The organism is Bradyrhizobium sp. 62B (genome assembly GCF_030272265.2).
Taxonomy (GTDB): Bacteria; Pseudomonadota; Alphaproteobacteria; order Rhizobiales; family Xanthobacteraceae; genus Bradyrhizobium.
Genome location: NZ_CP092841.2, coordinates 1322725 through 1340821 on the forward strand (window position 1 = coordinate 1322725; position 18097 = coordinate 1340821).

Consider the following 18097-nt stretch of genomic DNA (forward strand, 5'->3'; position numbering starts at 1 on the left):
TGCTTGTCCCTCCGCACCTACGGCGTCTTGATCCCCATCGCCTTCAACGCGTCCAGCATCTTCACCGGCGGGGACATCTTGATCTGCGGCGCCTTGCCTGTCTCCAGCAGGCTCTTCAATCCGGAGAGGATCGCGGGCCAGCCAGTGCGGCCGCCGGACAGGATGTCGTCGCTGAGCTCGCGGTCGTGGCGCTCGCTCATGGTGAGACGGACGGCTTCACCGGCTGCCTCGATCTCGTAGGTGACGAGCGTGGAGCCGAGCTTGGCGACGAGGCCCGGCCAATTGACGTTCCAGCTCACCGTGAGCTTCCTCGGCGGATCGTATTCGAACACTTCGCCGCTGATGTGCTCGGAGCCGTCGGGTGCGCGCACGATGAAACGGCCGCCGAGCTTCGGCTCCATCTCGACCGCAAAGCCGGAGAAATACTTTCGGCTGAACTCCGCCGAGGTCAGCGCCTCCCACACCTTCTCCGGCGTGGAGGCGATGTAGATGGTGTAGACGGTCAGCGGCTTGAATTGCTCGATATTCATCACGCAAATCCTTCGATGCCGAGCGCGGCGGGCGGGATCGTCGGCGCCTTGCCGGTTTCCAGCAGGCTCTTGAGCCCGGACAGGATGGCCGGCCAGCCTTTGGAGATGCCGTCGAGCAGCTTGCTGCCCGCGGCGAATCCTTCGTGCGTCACCGTCAGCTTCACGAGATTGCCAAAGGGCGCCAGAGTGAAGACGACCCTCGTCGCCGCTTCGTTCCGCATCTCCTCCATCAATTCGTGCTTGAACGTGTAGGACAGTCGCCGCGGCCGGTCGGCCTCGAGGATCTCGCCGGTGTCCGTGACCTTGCCGCCCATCACGAGGGCAAAGGGCGAGCCGACCTTCCAGTCGGATCTGACTTCGGTGTCGAACCAGTACTGGCGCGTGAACGCGCTCGACGTCAGCGCCTCCCACAGCTTCTCCGGCGTGGTCTCGATATAGGTCACGTAGACGAATTCCGGCTTATTCATCGCGCTTCTCCAACTGGCGTTTCAACTCGCTGAGCGCAGCTAACTTGCCGCGCTCGAATTTCTTGATCCAGCGTTCGCCGATCTGATGGATCGGCACCGGGTTGAGGTAGTGCAGCTTCTCGCGGCCATGCCTGATGGTCGTGACGAGACTGGCCTCCTCCAGAATCGCAAGGTGCTTGGTCACGGCCTGCCGCGTCATCGCGAGGCCCTCGCAGAGCTCGTTCAGGGTCTGGCCGTTCCTGGCGTGAAGCCGGTCCAAGAGCGAGCGTCGTGATGCATCGGCGAGCGCTTTGAACACCTCATCCATGGCGACGACAATACGCAACCAAATGGTTGCATGTCAAGCGCGAGCCGCGAAATCGTGTTTTGGTCGCCCGCATTCGGCTATGTTAGCGTTGAAGCTCAGCCAGCACAGATTGGTTCCGGGAGGACTTTGATGTTTCGTTGCGTCCTGACTGCTGCAAGCCTCGTCCTTTTTGCTTGCAGCACGGCGGTCCATGCCCAGAAGCAAACCATCGGCGCGCCGCCCGAAGCGTCCAACATGAAGCTCGTGGGCACCAGCGACCTGCAGGCGCGCAGCGCCTATCAGCCGACCATCCATCATCAGGGCGATCGCTGGATCGCTTATATCGGCCATCACGGCGGCACCGACGACGTGCCCGCTCCCGTCAACCCGATGACGGGCAAGGCCGAGCCGAACGGCACCTCGATCGTCGACGTCACCGATCCCGCGCGCCCGAAATATCTGCGGCATCTGCCGGGGCAGGAGGGCAAGTACGAATCCGGCGGCGCACAGATGGTGCGGGTCTGCGACGGCAAGGCGTTGCCGAAGGGCGATCCCAACGCGGTCTACATGCTCAGGACCTTCGGCAGCGAGGCGCATGAGATCTGGAACGTCAGCGATCCCGCCAGTCCGGTGCTCATCACGCGCATTGGCGGCCTGAAGGATACGCACAAGAGCTGGTGGGAGTGCGACACCGGCATCGCCTATCTCGTCTCGGGCGCGCCCGACTGGCGCACCCGGCGCATGACGCAAGTCTACGATCTCTCCGATCCCGCGCGTCCGCAGAAGATCCGCGACTTCGGCCTGCCGGGCCAGGAGCCCGGCTCGACCGGCGCGGTGCCGACCGAGCTGCACGGGCCGATCTCGACCGGTCCCGATGGCAACCGAGTCTATTTCGGCTACGGCACCAACAAGGGCGGCATCTTGCAGATCGTCGACCGCGACAAGCTGCTGAGCGGACCGAAGCAGCCGACGCCGGACAATCTGCGCTATCCCGAGATTTCGCGCCTGCCGATGTCCGCCTTCAACGGCGCGCACACGACATTTCCGATGCTCGACATGCCCATCGCCGAATTTTCCGAGGACAAGGACGGCAAGACCCGCGACATCGTCATGATCGTGGACGAGGCGATCCTCAACGAATGCGGTGAAGCCAGGCAGATGGTGTGGTTCGCCGACGTCACCACCGAGACGCGGCCGATGATGATCTCGAGCTACACCGTGCCGGAGGCGAGCGGGCAGTTCTGCCAGCGCGGCGGCCGGTTCGGCGCGCATTCATCGAACGAGAGCATGGCGCCGGTCTACTACAAGAAGATGGCCTTCATCGCCTTCTTCAATGCCGGCGTGCGCGCTCTCGACATCCGCGATCCCTATCATCCCCGGGAAGTCGGCTATTTCATTCCAGCGATCACGGCTGCGACCGACAAGCGCTGCATTCCCATCGAAGGCGGCGAGCGCTGCAAGGTGGCGATCCAGACCAACAATGTCGAGACCGACGACCGCGGCTACATCTACATCGTCGACCGCGCCAATACCGGCCTGCACATCCTCGAGCTGACCGGAGCGGCGCGCGCGGCTGCCGGCTTGGCGAAGAATGGATGAGCGAGCTTCCGTTCCCGCTCGTCCCATGCATTAATACCTTCAAACCGCTTTCAGCCGAGTCCCTCCCATGATGTCTATGCAAGCCTATCTCGCCTTCCTCGCCGCCTGCATTGCGCTGGCGCTGCTGCCGGGGCCGATCGTCACTCTCGTCATCGCCAACGGCCTGCGCCACGGCACGCGTGCCGCGCTCACCAACGTGGCCGGTGCGCAAGCCGGGCTTGCCATCGTCATCGGCATCGTCGCGATCGGCCTGACCTCGCTGATGGCGACCATGGGCTATTGGTTCGACTGGGTGCGCTTTGCCGGCGCCGCTTACCTCGTCTGGCTCGGCATCAAGCTGATCTGGGCGCCGGTCGAGGGCGTTGATGTCGACACGCCGCCTCCGCCGCCGCGCGGCGGCTTCTTCCTGCAAGGGTTTCTGGTGCTGCTGTCGAACCCGAAAGTGCTGGTGTTCTTCGGCGCCTTCATCCCGCAGTTCATGGACATGAACCAGCCGCACTTTCCGCAAGTCGCGCTCCTGGGTGCGACCTTCATGGTCACCGCCGTGATGACGGATGCGCTCTACGCCATCGCCGCCGGCCGCGCGCGAAAATTCTTCTCGGCGCGCCGCACGCGGATGATGTCGCGCATCTCCGGCGGCTTCATGATCGGCGGCGGCATCTGGCTGGCGCTGACCCGGGCGAAATAACCTTCCGCGGACACGTCTTGGCTTGAACCATTTGCAGCGGCGATGCGTCCAATCGGACATTGCCGCTGACGAAGGTTTTCGCCGTGCCCGATCTGCCCTGGACCGTCTATGCGATGCTGCTCGCGCCACTTGGACTCCTCCTGGTTACCGCCATCGTCAAGACCTGGCAGGTGCGCGAGGCGCGAGGCTGGCTATTGGCGCCGGGTAAGGTCGTTGTCTCGGTCGCCGAGGTGCGCGAGGTCAGGGTCTCCGACAGCGACCGCGAGGACGGCTATCGCCTCGAGAAACGCAATTTTGCGAACGTGACTTACGAATATGCGGTCGGCGGCCGCAAGCTGCGCGGTAGCCGCATCTCGATCGGCGAGGATCTCGGCAATTTCGAGGTCGCCGAGAAGCTCGCAAAGTATCCCGCCGGAAGCATCGTCACCGTCTACTACAATCCGCGCCATCCCGAGCAGGCCGTGCTGGAGCGCGACCTGCCCAAGGGACTGTGGGGCTGCCTCGGCATCGGCACGGCGATCGTGCTTGGCATCGTGTTCGGCTCGGCGTTCGGGCTCAACCAGACTTATGCATACCTCGCGCGCCACATCGCCCGGCCCGATCTCGCGGGCCTCGTCGTCGGCCTCGGCGCGTTCGGCCTCGTTATCGCACTGATGGGATATGGGGTGCGACGTCAGGCGTCGATGGCGGCACGCTGGCCGGTCGTGCAGGGCACGATCAAGCTGTCGGCGCCCGAGCACTATTACGAGGCCAGCGAGCCGGGCGAGCGCCGCGGTACCGAGATGTTCGGCAGGCGCGTGACCTACACCTATCGCTACCAGAACGTCAGCTACACCAATGAATGCGCGCGCGTTGCGGCCGGCACCCCGTCGGGGTCCGAGAAGATGTTAAAGAAGCTCATGGCGCGCTACCAGGACGGCGCGACCGTCGAGGTCCGCGTCAATCCCGACAACCCGGTCGAGGCAACGCTCGATGCAAACGGCGCGAGCCGTATCGCCTGGCTGCTGTGGGGCATCGCCGCGATCTTCGCCGCGCTCGCGCTGTTCGTCGCAACGCGCGGCGGCTAACCGACCAGCAGTTCCGGCCGCAGCTCCCTCTCGATCTCGCCAAGGATCCGCGCCAGCCGTTCGGCCCATTGCCGCTGGCCGGAGGGGTCCGTGATCAGATCCTGCCGGATCTCGATGCCGGTGTTGACGAGGCCGCGTCCTTCGCCGTGGACCGGGATGGTGTAGTCGGTGAGGTCGCTGACCGCATAAGGCTCGTTGTCGCCGACGACGAGATCGCCTTCCGCGCGCAGATGCCTGAGCAGGAGCTGCGGCAGCACGGTGTCGCGGTTGTAGAGCGCGGCGATGTGCCAGGGCCGCGCGACGCCGGCATAGACTGGCGTGAAGCTGTGCAGCGACACCAGCACGGTCGGCCGCTTGGCGTGCAGGCGGGTGTCGATCGCGGCATCGATGCGATCATGATAGGGCTCGAAGATCTCGCGCCGCCGCGCCTCGCGCTCGTCATCCGAGATGCCCACGTTGCGCGGAATCGCCGTCGCCTCGGAGATGACCGGGATCGAGCTTGCCGCGGCAGGGGGGCGGTTGCAGTCGATCACGAGCCGCGAATAGCGCTGCGCGATCAGATGGGCGTCCAGCAGCGCCGCGAGGTGTTCGGCGACGCCGGCAATGCCGATGTCCCAGCCGATGTGCCTGACGAGCTCGCTTTCCGCGATGCCGAGGTCGCCGAGCGCGCGCGGCAGCGCCCGTCCGTAATGATCCGAGGTGAGCAGGAAGGGCGATCGTCCCTCCGCATTCACCTCATGCACGGGAGCAATGTCGCCCTCGCCGAGCAGTTGATCCGTCGCCTCGGCCGTATGCAGGTCCATCCTGATTGCCTATGAAACGATTACGTGTTGAAACGAGTAACGATATTGCACCGACGTCGCAACGTTAGAACAGCATGACCTCCGATCGCCTCTTCGTCTACGGCACCCTGATGCGCGGCTTCGACCATCCGATGGCGCGGCTGCTGGCGGGGCACGCGGATTTTCTGGGCGAGGCGACCTGCCGCGGCCGGCTGGTTCTGGTGAAGCACTATCCGGGATTGCTGCTGTCGGAGACGGCCACCGACATCGTCCATGGCGAGCTCTTCCGGATGCGCGTGCCTGACGAGCTGCTGGCCGAGCTCGACATGTACGAGGCCTGCGGCGAGGGCTTTCCCGAGCCGACCGAATATCTGCGCCGGCTGGTCGACGTGACGCTGCCGGATGGTGGCACGGAGAAGGCCTGGACCTACGTCTACAACTGGCCGGTCACCGATCTGCCGCGCATCGAGTCCGGGCGATTCCTGGAGCATTAAGCCGACAGCACTTCCTTCACCAAGCGCACGTCGACCTCGTGCTCGACGTAGCGCCACTCCTCAGTCTGCCTGAGCATCGCGACCAGCTCCTCGAACAGCGAGGCGTGCGCCGGGGCGAATTCGAACCATGTGAGGAAGTCGAAGGGGCCGCCGAGGTCGCGGCAATGATAGAGCTGGCGCGCGATGGCGGGCAGGAAACGAAGACTGCTCGCGATGTGGTGCGATCTGTCCTCGAAGATCTGGCGCCGTTCTTCCTGCGTCAGATCCCACCAGGCCTGCGATTTGCGGATCGGGATCAGCGCCGCGCTGGTGGCCTCCACCCGGCCGAGCCCGGCCTGCACGGCGACGAGCTGCTGCTTCTCAGGCCTTTCGGTGTAGCGCAGGCTGCTGGCGACGCCGACCAGCCGCCAGGCATTGCGCGAGGGCACCAGCGGCAACGAGACGGCCTCGCTGTCGGTGACCGACAGCGCCGGTACGAAGGGCAGGGGCTCGCCCGTCACTGCTGCAACCGAGGTCACCCGCCAGCCCCCGCTCTGGCCGCCGCGAAACGTCCTGAACATGGCCCATGGAAGCGTGGAACCGGGCGCGGTTCAAGCTTTCCGTCGAAACTTTCACCTGTGAATAGCCGGGAGAAGCCACACATGCTTCGTATTTCCCGGGGCCGTCCCTATATGCCTATCCGGTTGGCGATAACGTCCGACTCAGCCCAGAAATCAGCATAATGCGCTTCACGCCCCAATTCCTCGACGAGCTTCGTGCCCGGCTTTCGGTCTCCGAAGTCGTGGGCAAGCGCGTGAAGCTGAAGAAGGCGGGGCGGGAGTGGAAGGGGCTGTCGCCGTTCCAGCAGGAAAAGACGCCGTCCTTCTACGTCAACGACCAGAAGGGCTTTTACCACGACTTCTCCTCCGGCAAGCACGGCGACATCATCTCCTTCGTGATGGAGACCGACGGCGTGCCGTTCGCCGAAGCCGTGGAGCGGCTCGCGGGCATGGCGGGCCTCGCGCTGCCGGCGGTGACGCCGGATGCGGCGCGGCAGGAGCAGCGGCGCCGCACGCTGCATGACGTCATGGACCTCGCCGCGACCTATTTCGCGGAGACGCTGGCCTCGCGCGTGGGTGCCAAGGCGCGCGGCTATCTCGCCGACCGCGCCATCTCGCCTGCGACGCAATTGCAGTTCCGCCTCGGCTATGCCTCGCCGGATCGCTTCGCGCTGAAGGAGCATCTCGGCAAGCTCGGCGTGTCCGTCGACGACATGGTCGAGACCGGCTTGCTGGTCGCCGGCGACGACATCCCCGTGCCTTACGACCGCTTCCGCGATCGCGTGATGTTTCCGATCACGGATTTGCGCGGCCGCGTCATCGCCTTCGGCGGGCGCGCGCTGGAGAAGGACGTTCCGGCAAAGTACCTGAATTCGCCGGAGACGCCGCTCTTCCACAAGGGCGACAATCTCTACAACCACCAGACCGCACGCAAGGCGACCCATGACGGCGCATCGCTGATCGTGGTCGAAGGCTATGTCGACGTCATCGCGATGGTCACCACCGGTTTTCCCGGCGCCGTCGCGCCGCTCGGCACCGCGCTCACCGAAAGCCAGCTCGCGCTGCTCTGGAAGATGGCGGACGAGCCGATCCTCTGCTTCGACGGCGACCGCGCCGGCCAGAAGGCGGCGTATCGCGCCGCGGATCTTGCCTTGCCCTATCTCGCGCCCGGCAAGAGCCTTCGTTTCGCGCTGCTGCCGGAAGGGCAGGACCCCGACGATCTTGCACGCTCCGGCGGGCGCGGTGCGATCGAGGAGGTGATTGGAGCGGCCCGTCCGCTCGCCGACATGATCTGGTCGCGCGAGCTCGAAGGCGGCAATTTCGCGACCCCTGAACGCCGCGCCGCGCTGGAAGCGCGCATCAAGGAGCTGACCAACGGCATCCGCGACGAGGTGGTGCGGCGCTATTACCGCGACGAATTCGTCGAGCGGCTGCAACGCGCCTTTGCCCCCGAAGGCGGGCGCGGCGGCTTCGGCGGCCGGGGCAATTTCCGCCAAGGCCAGGGCGGCGGCGGCCGGCCATTCCAGCCCAGGGGCGGCGGCGCGAATCGATTCGGCGGCCAGGGATTCGGTGGAGGCCGCCGGGGGCCGGCCGGCCCCACCCCGCTACCGTCAGGCCCCTATCAGGCGGCCAGCCCCCAGCTGGCGGCCAGCCCGATCATGAGGGGACAGCGCAGCGCCATCTCGCGCCGGGAGGCCCTGATCCTGCAAATTCTGATCAACCACCCTTGGCTGCTGCACGACCACCTCGAGGAAGTCGCGGCCCTGGAGCTGGCTCATCCCGAGGTCCACAAGCTCCGGGCCGGCATCATCGCCGCCTTCGCCAACGACCATCACCATTCGCCCGACCCCGAGGAGCAGGCCGAGAAGATGCGGTCAGATCTCGAAAAGGGCGGATTTTTGCAAGTCCTTCAAAGGGTTGAGAGCGGCATCACCACCGCCGCGGTGTGGGGCGCGCGCGAGGGCGCGGCACGGGACGACGTTCTCTCCACCTGGCATCAGCTCGTTGCCTTGCATCGGCAATGGCATTCACTACTTAGGGAGTTGAAGGACGCCGAGCTGGCCTTGGGGGAGGACCCCAGCGAGGCCAATTTGGCGTGGCTGCGTGACGTCAAGGCCCGGATGGCCGAGGTCGACGGCACCGAAGCCCTGATCGAGGGTTTTGGCGAGCTGTCGGGCCGGTTCCAGAAGAGCGTGTGAAGAAAAGAATCATGCGGACGGCCGGGGCCGGAACCGCTAAAAGACTCGCCAAATCTTGGGTTTGGCGGCAAAAACAGGGTTAATCGAGGCTTAACGGTCTTGTAGCACTTTGGCCATCAGGCGGCCGCAGGCAGAACAGACGCGTCAGGAATGAATCCGCGCAATCGCTGTTGGCACTTCACCTGCATCCGCTGCGACAAAGAGGCTGACGAAGCGTTAGGCAATTCCGGCGAGAGAAGGTTGGGGGGTGGCGATAGACATGCGCGCCGCCCTTTCCGTGTCGAGAGCTGCCGAAGCGAGAGCGTCGGGCAACAGGTTCATGTGAATTCACGCGGACGCGGCGCAGCGTCCTGCATGAAGCGCGTTTAGGAGCAATGGATGGCCACCAAGGCAAAGACGCTGCAGGCGAAGGACAAGGAAAAAGACGACAAGGCAGCGGACGCGCCGGAGAAGGATTCCCAGGACGCGCCCTCGCCCTTGCTCGACCTGTCCGACGCCGCCGTGAAGAAGATGATCAAGCAGGCCAAGAAGCGCGGCTTCGTGACCTTCGATCAGCTCAACGAAGTCTTGCCGTCCGACCAGACCTCGCCCGAACAGATCGAGGACATCATGTCGATGCTCTCGGACATGGGCATCAACGTCACCGAAGCCGACGATAGCGAAGGCGAGGAAGAGAAGGACGAGGGCGGCGAGGACGAGACCGACAACGAGCTCGTCGAAGTCACCCAGAAGGCCGTCACCGAGGTCAAGAAGAGCGAGCCGGGCGAGCGCACCGACGATCCCGTGCGCATGTATCTGCGCGAGATGGGCACGGTCGAGCTGCTCTCCCGCGAAGGCGAAATCGCCATCGCCAAGCGCATCGAGGCCGGCCGCGAGGCGATGATCGCGGGTCTCTGCGAAAGCCCGCTGACCTTCCAGGCCATCATCATCTGGCGCGACGAGCTCAACGAAGGCAAGATCTTCCTCCGCGACATCATCGATCTCGAAGCCACCTATGCCGGCCCCGACGCCAAGGGCGGCATGAACAACGCGATGATCGCCGGCCCCACCGGCGAGAACGGCGAAGCTCCCGCCGAGGGCGGCCAGGCCGCCGCGGCCGTCGGCGCGCCTGCGCATGTCGCCCCGCCCGCTGCGCCGCCGTCGCCGACCCCGTTCCGCGCCGCGCCCGCCGCCGGCAATGTCGGCGAAGGCAAGGATCCCGGCGAATCCGCCGCCGAAGCCGACATGGACGAGGACGACGAGTTCGAGAACCAGATGTCGCTGGCGGCGATCGAGGCCGAGCTCAAGCCGAAGGTCGTCGAGATCTTCGACAAGATCGCTGAGAGCTACAAGAAGCTGCGCAAGCTGCAAGAGCAGGACATCCAGAACCAGCTCGAGAGCACCTCGCATGGGCCCTCGCTCTCGCCGCACCAGGAGCGCAAATATCGCAAGCTCAAGGACGAGATCATCGTCGAGGTGAAGTCGCTGCGCCTCAACCAGGCGCGTATCGATTCACTGGTCGAGCAGCTCTACGACATCAACAAGCGCCTCGTCTCGCATGAGGGCCGCCTGATGCGCCTTGCCGACAGCCACGGCGTCGCGCGCGAAGACTTCCTGCGCAACTATACCGGCTCGGAGCTCGATCCGCGCTGGCTCAACCGCGTCTCGAAACTATCGGCCAAGGGCTGGAAGAACTTCGTCCACCACGAGAAGGACCGCATCAAGGACCTTCGCCACGAGGTGCACCAGCTCGCCGCCCTCACCGGGCTCGAGATCGTCGAATTCCGCAAGATCGTGCACTCCGTGCAGAAGGGCGAGCGCGAAGCCCGCCAGGCCAAGAAGGAGATGGTGGAAGCCAACCTCCGTCTCGTGATCTCGATCGCCAAGAAGTACACCAACCGCGGCCTGCAGTTCCTCGACCTGATCCAGGAAGGCAACATCGGCCTGATGAAGGCGGTCGACAAGTTCGAGTATCGCCGCGGCTACAAGTTCTCGACCTACGCCACGTGGTGGATCCGCCAGGCGATCACGCGCTCGATCGCCGATCAGGCGCGCACCATTCGCATCCCCGTGCACATGATCGAGACGATCAACAAGATCGTGCGCACCTCGCGCCAGATGCTCAACGAGATCGGCCGCGAGCCGACCCCGGAAGAGCTCGCCGAGAAGCTCGGCATGCCTTTGGAGAAGGTGCGAAAAGTTCTCAAGATCGCCAAGGAGCCGCTGTCGCTGGAGACGCCGGTCGGTGACGAAGAGGATTCGCATCTCGGCGATTTCATCGAGGACAAGAACGCGATCCTGCCGATCGACGCCGCGATCCAGTCGAACCTGCGCGAGACCACGACGCGCGTGCTCGCATCGCTCACCCCGCGCGAAGAACGCGTCCTGCGCATGCGCTTCGGCATCGGCATGAACACCGACCACACGCTGGAAGAAGTCGGCCAGCAGTTCTCGGTGACGAGAGAGCGTATCCGCCAGATCGAAGCGAAGGCGCTGCGGAAGCTGAAGCATCCGTCGCGGTCGAGGAAGCTACGGAGCTTCTTGGATAATTGATCGGGAACGGAGTGGCCGGGGCTTGATCGGGGCATCCATCCAAACCGAAAACGGCGGGCGTAAGCCCGCCGTTTCCATTAGGCGGCTGAACAAAGCGCCTTCTTCGTCGCACTTCCTGACGCTCTTCACTTACACCACGGGATGTTTCCCTTTAGAACGGCATTATTCTCTATCTCCTTGCGAAGGGCCGGCGAAAAGTAGGGCTGCTCGGACTTGAGTTCCTCAGGAGTCACGTTGGTTTTGTGACGGTCGCCGACGCACGCCGTCTGAAGCTGCTTTGCAGTTAGCTGCTGCGCCCCCTTGAAGCTGGTGCGGGAGATGACGGCTCGCGCGAAGTTGGCATCCTTCAATATGGCGCCGGAGAAATCGGCGCCCTGAAGCCCGGCGTCGCTGAAGTTTGCCCCTTCCAGGTTTGCGTCGATGAAGTGAGTGACGAATTTCCGCCTCACGTCTCCGTTGTCGGTGCCTTCCCTATTGTCTCCCTCGTCCCCCTTGTGAAGGTGATCGCCGATTGTCTTATCCCAGGAGGGATTCAGGTAGTCGCCCGCCTCGATGCCGATCAACTGCGCATAGGAAAGATCTGTTTTACCGAAATCGACCCGAAGCATTTTCGACCCCGAGAACCTGGCCTTGGCAAAGCCCTGGATGACGCCCCATTCATCGAGACGCTGGCATCGACTGGCAGCGCAACAAGCTGCTGGCGCTGGTGCGCGCGGGGACTGTCGAATTCAGGGACATCAACGAGCAGCCTGATGCGCTGGCGCATTTCGGCGCTTCGCTCGACGACATCAGGCGCCGCCTGCACGCGACCGATGAGGACGGCCGGCTCATTGTCGGTGCGGATGTCGCTGTTGCGTTGTGGCGGATAAAGCCGGGGGAGGGGTGGCTTGCGGCGCTGTTCGGCAATCGCTTGGCGCTGCCGGTCACGCGGTTCGGCTACGACCGGTTTGGATCTGCTGTTTGCCTGGAATAAATGGAGCGGGCGCTGGTGAGCGCCGGCATTTGCCGCACCTACTTCTTCTTCACCCCCACCCGCTCGATCCGCTTGATCTCCAGCGCGGGCCGGCCGCTCTTCTCCGCGATCTCGCGGTCCTGCTCCATGATGAAGCCGCGCGCGGGTTCGTCGCCGTCGAGGCCGCCGAGCAGCTCGGAGGGCACGCGGCGGTTGGAGCGTTGGGAATCGTCTTCATAGAAGACGTTGAAGAAGGCGAATTCGCCTTTGGGATTGGTTCCGGGTTTCTTGGCCATGGCGGCTTTTCGTCGATAGAGGCGCCTTAGTCAAATGACTTTGCGCAGGGCCCCGGGGGCGGTGGGAAGCCGTGGCCGCGGACCCGCCGTGTCACAAACCCTGGCATCGAGAGGCGCTCGCCTCAATAAACGGCGGGCCGAAGCCCGCCGTCTATTTTTGGTCTTCAGTGTCGCCCGGGGCTGGCGGGGCGACAACCTAAAATAGAATGTTATAGAAGGCGCGCTGCGATGGCAAGGCAAATCAGATGATGCCGATGTCGCAGCGAGCGCATCACATATGCGTTGGCTACGATCTGTGGTGTGTCGCCACATCGAAGCAATTATTCGGATTGGCAAACCACTTTGTTCATCTTCGCGGGCGCGCGATGCAGCGCATGTGGAGCGCGCCATTGCCGGAAGGGTGCGCCGGCCTGCACATGCTCCCGCGTGCGTGCAGATGATGTGATCAGCGTGTGAGGCGAGTTCCATCGCCGCGCGGTTCTCATTGCATGCGGGGCCGCTGCGCCACCTCCTGCACGGCGAGCCGCGATCCGTGCCCGCCGCCCTTGTCGTTGTTCTCCTTGCGCCCTTGCGCCATGATCGCGCTGCCCATCGCGGCCGAGCCGAAGGTGATGAGGAAGGAGGCCAGCAGCAGCGCGAGCGCGATGCCGGGAGAGCTGTCGGCAAAGATCAGCTCGCGCAGATGTCCTGGATTGAGCCAGAGCAGCCCGCCGACGAGAAGCGCGGCGGCGCAGGCGCCGATCGCGAGGTTGATGGCGAGCAGGCGAAGCAGGGGGATGCGGAGGAGGGCGCGCGTTGGCTTGTGCTGATGGTCGGGCATGGCCTGTTGCCTCAGACTTTGTCGAGCCCGGAATGACGCCGAGAGAAGATGTGTGCGTCCATCCCTCTCACGTCGTTCGTTCCGCGATATTGACCCGCATCAAACTCGCACGCAATGCTCTACGGCGCCACCAGCTCTACCCGCCGGTTCAGCGCGCGGCCGGCATCTGTCGCGTTCGGGCCGACCGGTGCCAGCAGGCCGACACCGGCGGTGCGCAGGCGTTGCGCGGCGATCCGGAAGCTCTTCGTAAGCTCGGCCGCGACCGCTTCCGCGCGGCGCTTCGACAGATCGAGATTGTATTCATAGGCGCCCTGGCTGTCAGTGTGGCCGACGATGAAGACATTGAGCTGCGGCTGGCCCGCCAGCAGCTTTGCGATCTGCTCCAGCGTCGGACGGCTTTCCGGTTTCAGCACGGCCTTGTCGGTGTCGAAATAGATGCCGTAGAGCGCGATGTGGCCGGTCTCGCCAAGGCCCTTCGCCATCGCGGCGGCGTCGACCATCTTGTTCGCGATGGCGCCGAGCTCGGCGACGGTGACCTGCGCGGTGATGTCCTGGTTGTTCTGGCTGACGATGACGCTGGCATAGGTCTCGCGTCCGCCTTCGACCTTGCGGCCGGCAACATAGCGGTAGTTGAAGCCGTCGACCCACATTTGCGGCACCGGCAGCGTGTCGATGCTTTCGGTGAAGGGAATGGCGCCGCAGGCCTCGGTGTCGCAGGCCAGCAGGGTCTCGAAGCCCGCTTTGGCAAGCTGCGTCTCGAAATTGCGCGACACTTCGAGGATCGAGGGACCGGGGTTGGTGCGATAGGCGATGCGGACGATGCGGCCCTCGAGCCTCCGCGCGTCGGTCGGCTGGCCGTCCCTAAAGGCCGCCGCCTGGATCCGCGTCGCATCGAAATCCTTCACCACATAGCCGGTGACGACGCTGCCGGCGAACCGGCCGATGCCGGGATAGTCGCGCGCGCCCGCCACGTCGCGCGTCTGCGCGGAGGCGGGGATGGTGTACAGGCAGAGCAGGGCGGCAAGGACGAGCATTCCCGGGACGTTTTGCGGTGCGGACATCGGCACTCTCTGTCGGTTGCGGGGAGCTGGGGCGCAAGACGTTAGTCTCGCGCGCCGCCCTGCCGGTTCTAACCGACGGACCGTTTCCGCTTCCATTGCGCCGGAACTTGCCGTCTGCCTTACGCGGCCGGCGCGGCCTGCTGGCGCTCCATCATGGTCTGCCACAGCGCTGCGATGCTCACTTGCGTCTGCGGGGCGATCAGGCAATGGCCTTCATTGTCGAAGCCGCAGAACCGCACGAGTGGATCCTTCTTCACCTCGATCAGCGCCTGGTTGATCATCTCGAGGCACGTGATGACCGCGTTGATGTCAGGCAGGCGGGTGTGATGAAGGATGTCCATCAGGCGGAACGTCATCACCGCGGGCTGGCCGAAGCTGATGCCGGGACGGCCGAGCTCGAGCAGCACGTTGACCGCCGGCAGCACGCCCCTGATGTGCTCGAGCACGCCGGCGACGTCCTCCACGCTGCAGGCGACGAGATGGGAGGCGTGCGGCGGCATCGTCACGGGCGCGCGGGGGCTGAGGCCGAGCGAAGAGATCACCTCCTGCTCGATCCATTGCCGCACCGCTGCGGGCGCACTGCGGATCTGCTCGGCGGTCAAGGTAATTCCGGTCATGAACGCGTCTCCTCGGAGGCTTTCCTGGTCGCCTGCAATCTAGGGAGCGGTACGTGAGACAGTTTGATGCGGATCAAGCATTGCGCTTTCAGGCTTTGCGCTTTGACCCTTGCGGCTTTCCCGGGCATGATCCGCGCGCTGCTTCGCGCTTTTCTCCAAGGGGTTTTTCCATATGCTGAGACTGCTTCTCGCCGCCGCGTCCGTCCTGTGTCTGGCCGGCGGCTCGGCGCAGGCCGCGCGCTGCGGCGGCGACTTCAACAGCTTCGTCGCCACCATGGCGCAGGAGGCACAGGCCGCCGGCGTCTCGGCGAGCGTGACCAGCGCGGCGCTCAGCGGCGTAACTCCTGATGCTGCGGTGCTCGCCTTCGACCGCCGGCAGCGCCACACCTTCAACAAGAGCTTTGAGCAGTATGTCTCGACCCGCGTCGGCCCGGGCCGCATCAATGGCGGCCGCGCACTGCTGCAGCGCCACGCAGCGCTGCTCTCGCGCATCGAGCAGCAGTTCGGCGTGCCACGGTATATCCTGGTCGCGATCTGGGGCCTGGAAAGCGATTTCGGCAAGGGCGACATCGGCAAGATGCCGGTGGTCCGCACGCTGGCGACGCTCGCGCATGATTGCCGCCGCACCGATCTGTTCCAGGGCGAACTGCTCGCCGCCTTGAAGATCGTGCAGCGTGGCGACCTGCCGCTGCGCGACCTCATCGGCGCCTTTGCCGGCGAGATCGGCCAGACCCAGTTCCTGCCGTCGTCCTACATCAAATATGGCGTCGATTTCGACGGCGACGGCCATGTCGACCTCCGCCACAGCGTCCCCGACGTGCTGGCCTCGACCGCCAATTTGCTTCACACCAACGGCTTCAAGATGGGCCAGCCCTATGGCGAAGGCACCGCCAATTTCGAAGCGATGCGCGAGTGGAACAGGGCGGTGATCTACCGCAAGGCCATCGGCTATTTCGCCGATCGGCTGGCGGGGCAGTGATGCCGTCACGCCCCCGGCGTCACGTCCCCTTCGCCATCTTCTCCAGCTTCCGTTGCAACGGCGCCCAATAGGTGCCCGGGCGAAAGCGCTGCAGCAGGTCCATGAAGCGGGCGTCGTTGCCGATCAGGATGCGCGGCTCGTTCTTCTCGATGCCCTTGATGATGCGCAGCGCAGCGTCCTTCGGCGTGGTCTTGGCCGCGTTCTCGAACCGCTCGATCGACTGCGCGCGGCGGGCATTGTCGGTGACGCCGACACCGGTGCGCGAATTGCGCGCGATCGCGGTGGCGACGCCGCCGGGATGCACGACCGACAATCTGATCGGGCTCCCCGCGACGCTGAGCTCATGCCGCACGCTCTCTGAAAAGCCACGCACCGCGAACTTCGCCGCCGCATAGGCCGACTGTCCCGGCGGCGCGATGATGCCGAAGATCGAGGAGAGGTTGACGATATGCGCCTCGGGCCTCGTCTTCAGATGCGGCAGGAAGGCGCGCGTGCCGTGCACCACGCCCCAGAAATTGATGTCGAACAGCCAGTCCATCTGCGCCTGGTCGATCTCCTCGAACGAGCCCATCAGCGCCACGCCCGCATTGTTGACGACGATGCCGAGCTCCGGATGCGCGGCCGTCGCCTCGCTCGCGAACCGCGCGATGTCGGCGAGCTCGCCGACGTCGACGCGATGCACGCTGACCTTTCGGCCTCGTCCGATCTCGGCCGCGAGCGTCTTCAGCCCGGCCTCGTCGCGATCGGCGAGCGCGAGATCGCAGCCGCGCCCCGCCAGCTCGATGGCCAGCGCCCGGCCGATGCCGCTGGCCGCTCCCGTAATGGCGGCGGCGCCGCGAATCGCTGTCATGATGTCCCCCGTCAAGGCCCGATCGATGGAACTATGCTTTACATTTTTTCAGAATGGAACCGAACCACATGGGAATTTGCTCCTTAACGTACGTTACGCAAGCGAGCATTGGGAGACGCAGATGGGACAAGCGCAACCATTTCGTGCCACCGCGCTGATCGTGGAAGACGATGTCATGCAGCGTGAGATGTTGTGTCTCCTGCTCGAAGAGAGCGGCTACCAGGTCATCCAGTGCGAAAGCGCCGAGGCCGCCGAGCTCGTGCTCGAGAAGAGCGCCGGCGCGCTTTGCCTGATGCTGACCGACGTGCAATTGGCCGGCCGCATGAACGGCGTCGAGCTCGCTCATGTCGCCAAGGATCGCAATCCCGGCCTCGACGTCGTGGTCACCTCCGGCCGACCGTTGATGCAGCCGCTGCCTGAGGGCGCAAAATTCTGGGCCAAGCCCTGGGCGCCGCTCGACGTGCTGCGCGAAGCCGAGATCGCACAGCTGTCGTGAGGCCTCGCTTCGCCGTTGCGCGGGGGTGATGTAGAGAGACTGAAGGCCCTGAGGCGTGACTTCCCTGCCGCGATGGGCGGTGATAGCGTCCGCCCATGTCCTGGTCCTTCCTGCTCACCTCGCTCATCGTCGTCGCGTCGCCCGGCACCGGCGTGCTCTACACGCTGGCCGCCGCGCTCACGCGCGGCTCGCGCGCCAGCCTCGCCGCCGCCTTCGGCTGCACGCTCGGGATCGTGCCGCATATGTGTGCCGCGATGCTGGGGCTCGCCGCGGTGCTCCACACCAGCGCGCTCGCCTTTGCCGCGCTGAAATGGGGCGGGGTCGCCTATCTGCTCTACATGTCCTGGCAGGCGCTGCGCGAGAGCGGGGCGCTTTCGGTCGAGGGTGACATCAGCGAGCGTTCGAGCGGCCGCGTCATCGTGACAGGCTTCCTGATCAACATCCTCAATCCGAAGCTGTCGATCTTCTTCCTCGCCTTCCTGCCGCAGTTCATCGCCGTGGACGAGGCCCATGTGCTGGCGCGCATGCTGGAATTGAGCGGCGCCTTCATGGCGATGACCTTCGCGGTGTTCGCCGTCTACGGCCTGTGCGCCGCCTCGGTGCGCGAGCACGTCATCTCCCGCCCGCGCGCCATGGCCTGGTTGCGCCGCAGCTTTGCGGCCGGCTTCGCCGCGCTCGGCGCCAAGCTGGCGTTTGCGGAGCGGTAGTCCTCTCCGGGCAATAAAAAAGCGGGCCTCGCGCCCGCCACCTCTTACCCGACGCCCGGGCGGAGCGAGGCTCCACCCGGGCAAAGAACAAGCCTCGTTACTTCTTCTTCGCCTTCTTGGCCTTTTTCGCCTTCTTC

20 protein-coding genes and 1 pseudogene are annotated in these 18097 nt (G+C 64.9%); 10 read left to right on the forward strand and 11 right to left on the reverse strand.

Annotated elements, in window-relative coordinates:
• Positions 1-17: 17 nt before the first annotated feature.
• From ML401_RS06325 to ML401_RS06335, 3 genes are read right to left on the reverse strand one after another with little or no spacing between them, the layout of a single operon-like run.
• Positions 18-530 carry an SRPBCC family protein gene (locus ML401_RS06325; RefSeq protein ID WP_285810693.1) on the reverse strand — a complete coding sequence of 171 codons (513 nt, stop codon included), beginning with the start codon at positions 528-530 and terminating at the stop codon, positions 18-20.
• Positions 530-997, reverse strand: a complete 468-nt coding sequence (locus ML401_RS06330) for an SRPBCC family protein (RefSeq protein ID WP_212068039.1) — start codon at positions 995-997, stop codon at positions 530-532. Before ML401_RS06330 ends, ML401_RS06325 begins: the two co-directional genes overlap by 1 nt.
• Positions 990-1304, reverse strand: coding sequence for a helix-turn-helix transcriptional regulator (locus ML401_RS06335; protein WP_211418843.1), 315 nt, complete (start codon positions 1302-1304; stop codon positions 990-992). The genes ML401_RS06330 and ML401_RS06335 overlap by 8 nt, the downstream gene beginning before the upstream one ends.
• A 129-nt stretch (positions 1305-1433) precedes the next feature.
• Here ML401_RS06335 and ML401_RS06340 point away from each other — a divergent pair, with 129 nt between their 5' ends.
• The 3 genes from ML401_RS06340 (at position 1434) to ML401_RS06350 (ending at position 4637) form a co-directional block, all read left to right on the forward strand.
• A complete protein-coding gene (locus ML401_RS06340) occupies positions 1434-2882 on the forward strand; it encodes an LVIVD repeat-containing protein (RefSeq protein WP_259216189.1) in 1449 nt (482 codons plus the stop codon).
• Positions 2883-2949: 67 nt separating this feature from the next.
• A complete protein-coding gene (locus tag ML401_RS06345; RefSeq protein WP_211418424.1) occupies positions 2950-3570 on the forward strand; it encodes a LysE family translocator in 621 nt (206 codons plus the stop codon).
• An 83-nt stretch (positions 3571-3653) separates the two neighbouring features.
• Positions 3654-4637 carry a DUF3592 domain-containing protein gene (locus ML401_RS06350; protein ID WP_285810695.1) on the forward strand — a complete coding sequence of 328 codons (984 nt, stop codon included), beginning with the start codon at positions 3654-3656 and terminating at the stop codon, positions 4635-4637.
• On the opposite strand, the gene ML401_RS06355 is transcribed toward ML401_RS06350, so the two are convergent.
• The gene (locus tag ML401_RS06355; protein WP_285810697.1) at positions 4634-5440 is read right to left on the reverse strand and encodes an N-formylglutamate amidohydrolase; all 807 of its coding nucleotides are present in this window, start codon (positions 5438-5440) and stop codon (positions 4634-4636) included. The two genes, ML401_RS06350 and ML401_RS06355, sit on opposite strands and share 4 nt — an antisense overlap.
• A 74-nt stretch (positions 5441-5514) precedes the next feature.
• On the opposite strand from ML401_RS06355, the gene ML401_RS06360 reads away from it, so the two are divergent.
• A complete protein-coding gene (locus tag ML401_RS06360) occupies positions 5515-5913 on the forward strand; it encodes a gamma-glutamylcyclotransferase (RefSeq protein WP_285810699.1) in 399 nt (132 codons plus the stop codon).
• Here the strand turns inward: ML401_RS06360 and ML401_RS06365 are convergent.
• Positions 5910-6473 (reverse strand): chlorite dismutase family protein, encoded by a 564-nt coding sequence (locus ML401_RS06365; RefSeq protein WP_285810701.1) that lies wholly within the window; start codon positions 6471-6473, stop codon positions 5910-5912. The two genes, ML401_RS06360 and ML401_RS06365, sit on opposite strands and share 4 nt — an antisense overlap.
• A 161-nt stretch (positions 6474-6634) precedes the next feature.
• Between ML401_RS06365 and dnaG the strand changes: the two genes are divergently transcribed.
• Both dnaG and rpoD read left to right on the forward strand, forming a co-directional pair.
• On the forward strand, positions 6635-8650 hold the full coding sequence (dnaG, locus tag ML401_RS06370) for a DNA primase (RefSeq protein ID WP_285810702.1): 2016 nt from the start codon (positions 6635-6637) through the stop codon (positions 8648-8650).
• A 378-nt stretch (positions 8651-9028) separates the two neighbouring features.
• Positions 9029-11182 carry an RNA polymerase sigma factor RpoD gene (gene rpoD / locus ML401_RS06375; RefSeq protein ID WP_211418418.1) on the forward strand — a complete coding sequence of 718 codons (2154 nt, stop codon included), beginning with the start codon at positions 9029-9031 and terminating at the stop codon, positions 11180-11182.
• A gap of 125 nt (positions 11183-11307) precedes the next feature.
• Here rpoD and ML401_RS06380 read toward each other — a convergent pair whose 3' ends face one another.
• Positions 11308-11790 (reverse strand): pentapeptide repeat-containing protein, encoded by a 483-nt coding sequence (locus ML401_RS06380; protein WP_285810704.1) that lies wholly within the window; start codon positions 11788-11790, stop codon positions 11308-11310.
• A 47-nt stretch (positions 11791-11837) separates the two neighbouring features.
• On the opposite strand from ML401_RS06380, the pseudogene ML401_RS06385 reads away from it, so the two are divergent.
• A pseudogene (locus ML401_RS06385) lies at positions 11838-12174 on the forward strand (DCC1-like thiol-disulfide oxidoreductase family protein).
• A gap of 19 nt (positions 12175-12193) precedes the next feature.
• On the opposite strand, the gene ML401_RS06390 reads toward ML401_RS06385, so the two are convergent.
• The 4 genes from ML401_RS06390 to ML401_RS06405 form a co-directional block, all read right to left on the reverse strand.
• Entirely contained in the window at positions 12194-12430 is a 237-nt protein-coding gene (locus tag ML401_RS06390) for a hypothetical protein (protein WP_014492112.1), read from the reverse strand.
• 481 nt (positions 12431-12911) lie between these two features.
• Positions 12912-13250, reverse strand: a complete 339-nt coding sequence (locus ML401_RS06395) for a hypothetical protein (protein WP_259216215.1) — start codon at positions 13248-13250, stop codon at positions 12912-12914.
• 119 nt (positions 13251-13369) lie between these two features.
• Positions 13370-14311, reverse strand: a complete 942-nt coding sequence (locus ML401_RS06400; RefSeq protein WP_211418415.1) for an OmpA family protein — start codon at positions 14309-14311, stop codon at positions 13370-13372.
• Positions 14312-14430: 119 nt separating this feature from the next.
• Complete coding sequence (locus ML401_RS06405) at positions 14431-14928, reverse strand: hypothetical protein (RefSeq protein ID WP_285810707.1); 498 nt, start codon at positions 14926-14928, stop codon at positions 14431-14433.
• Positions 14929-15100: 172 nt separating this feature from the next.
• Here ML401_RS06405 and ML401_RS06410 point away from each other — a divergent pair, with 172 nt between their 5' ends.
• Positions 15101-15907 carry a lytic transglycosylase domain-containing protein gene (locus ML401_RS06410; protein WP_285810709.1) on the forward strand — a complete coding sequence of 269 codons (807 nt, stop codon included), beginning with the start codon at positions 15101-15103 and terminating at the stop codon, positions 15905-15907.
• Between the two features lie 19 nt (positions 15908-15926).
• Here ML401_RS06410 and ML401_RS06415 read toward each other — a convergent pair whose 3' ends face one another.
• Complete coding sequence (locus ML401_RS06415; protein WP_211418412.1) at positions 15927-16757, reverse strand: SDR family oxidoreductase; 831 nt, start codon at positions 16755-16757, stop codon at positions 15927-15929.
• A 121-nt stretch (positions 16758-16878) separates the two neighbouring features.
• Here ML401_RS06415 and ML401_RS06420 point away from each other — a divergent pair, with 121 nt between their 5' ends.
• Complete coding sequence (locus tag ML401_RS06420) at positions 16879-17253, forward strand: response regulator (RefSeq protein WP_194406197.1); 375 nt, start codon at positions 16879-16881, stop codon at positions 17251-17253.
• A 95-nt stretch (positions 17254-17348) separates the two neighbouring features.
• On the forward strand, positions 17349-17960 hold the full coding sequence (locus ML401_RS06425) for a LysE family translocator (protein WP_259216224.1): 612 nt from the start codon (positions 17349-17351) through the stop codon (positions 17958-17960).
• The last annotated feature ends 137 nt before the right edge of the window (positions 17961-18097 follow it).

Excerpts from the sequence above, each read along its gene's own strand:
- ML401_RS06410 (WP_285810709.1), top strand. The coding sequence starts at position 15,101 with ATGCTGAGACTGCTTCTCGCCGCCGCGTCCGTCCTGTGTCTGGCCGGC.
- ML401_RS06425 (WP_259216224.1), top strand. The coding sequence starts at position 17,349 with ATGTCCTGGTCCTTCCTGCTCACCTCGCTCATCGTCGTCGCGTCGCCC.
- ML401_RS06340 (WP_259216189.1), top strand. The coding sequence starts at position 1,434 with ATGTTTCGTTGCGTCCTGACTGCTGCAAGCCTCGTCCTTTTTGCTTGC.
- ML401_RS06325 (WP_285810693.1), bottom strand. The coding sequence starts at position 530 with ATGAATATCGAGCAATTCAAGCCGCTGACCGTCTACACCATCTACATC.
- ML401_RS06330 (WP_212068039.1), bottom strand. The coding sequence starts at position 997 with ATGAATAAGCCGGAATTCGTCTACGTGACCTATATCGAGACCACGCCG.
- ML401_RS06390 (WP_014492112.1), bottom strand. The coding sequence starts at position 12,430 with ATGGCCAAGAAACCCGGAACCAATCCCAAAGGCGAATTCGCCTTCTTC.
- ML401_RS06405 (WP_285810707.1), bottom strand. The coding sequence starts at position 14,928 with ATGACCGGAATTACCTTGACCGCCGAGCAGATCCGCAGTGCGCCCGCA.
- ML401_RS06415 (WP_211418412.1), bottom strand. The coding sequence starts at position 16,757 with ATGACAGCGATTCGCGGCGCCGCCGCCATTACGGGAGCGGCCAGCGGC.
- ML401_RS06360 (WP_285810699.1), top strand. The coding sequence starts at position 5,515 with ATGACCTCCGATCGCCTCTTCGTCTACGGCACCCTGATGCGCGGCTTC.
- ML401_RS06420 (WP_194406197.1), top strand. The coding sequence starts at position 16,879 with ATGGGACAAGCGCAACCATTTCGTGCCACCGCGCTGATCGTGGAAGAC.
- ML401_RS06335 (WP_211418843.1), bottom strand. The coding sequence starts at position 1,304 with ATGGATGAGGTGTTCAAAGCGCTCGCCGATGCATCACGACGCTCGCTC.
- ML401_RS06365 (WP_285810701.1), bottom strand. The coding sequence starts at position 6,473 with ATGTTCAGGACGTTTCGCGGCGGCCAGAGCGGGGGCTGGCGGGTGACC.
- dnaG (WP_285810702.1), top strand. The coding sequence starts at position 6,635 with ATGCGCTTCACGCCCCAATTCCTCGACGAGCTTCGTGCCCGGCTTTCG.
- rpoD (WP_211418418.1), top strand. The coding sequence starts at position 9,029 with ATGGCCACCAAGGCAAAGACGCTGCAGGCGAAGGACAAGGAAAAAGAC.
- ML401_RS06380 (WP_285810704.1), bottom strand. The coding sequence starts at position 11,790 with ATGCTTCGGGTCGATTTCGGTAAAACAGATCTTTCCTATGCGCAGTTG.
- ML401_RS06395 (WP_259216215.1), bottom strand. The coding sequence starts at position 13,250 with ATGCCCGACCATCAGCACAAGCCAACGCGCGCCCTCCTCCGCATCCCC.
- ML401_RS06345 (WP_211418424.1), top strand. The coding sequence starts at position 2,950 with ATGATGTCTATGCAAGCCTATCTCGCCTTCCTCGCCGCCTGCATTGCG.
- ML401_RS06355 (WP_285810697.1), bottom strand. The coding sequence starts at position 5,440 with ATGGACCTGCATACGGCCGAGGCGACGGATCAACTGCTCGGCGAGGGC.
- ML401_RS06400 (WP_211418415.1), bottom strand. The coding sequence starts at position 14,311 with ATGTCCGCACCGCAAAACGTCCCGGGAATGCTCGTCCTTGCCGCCCTG.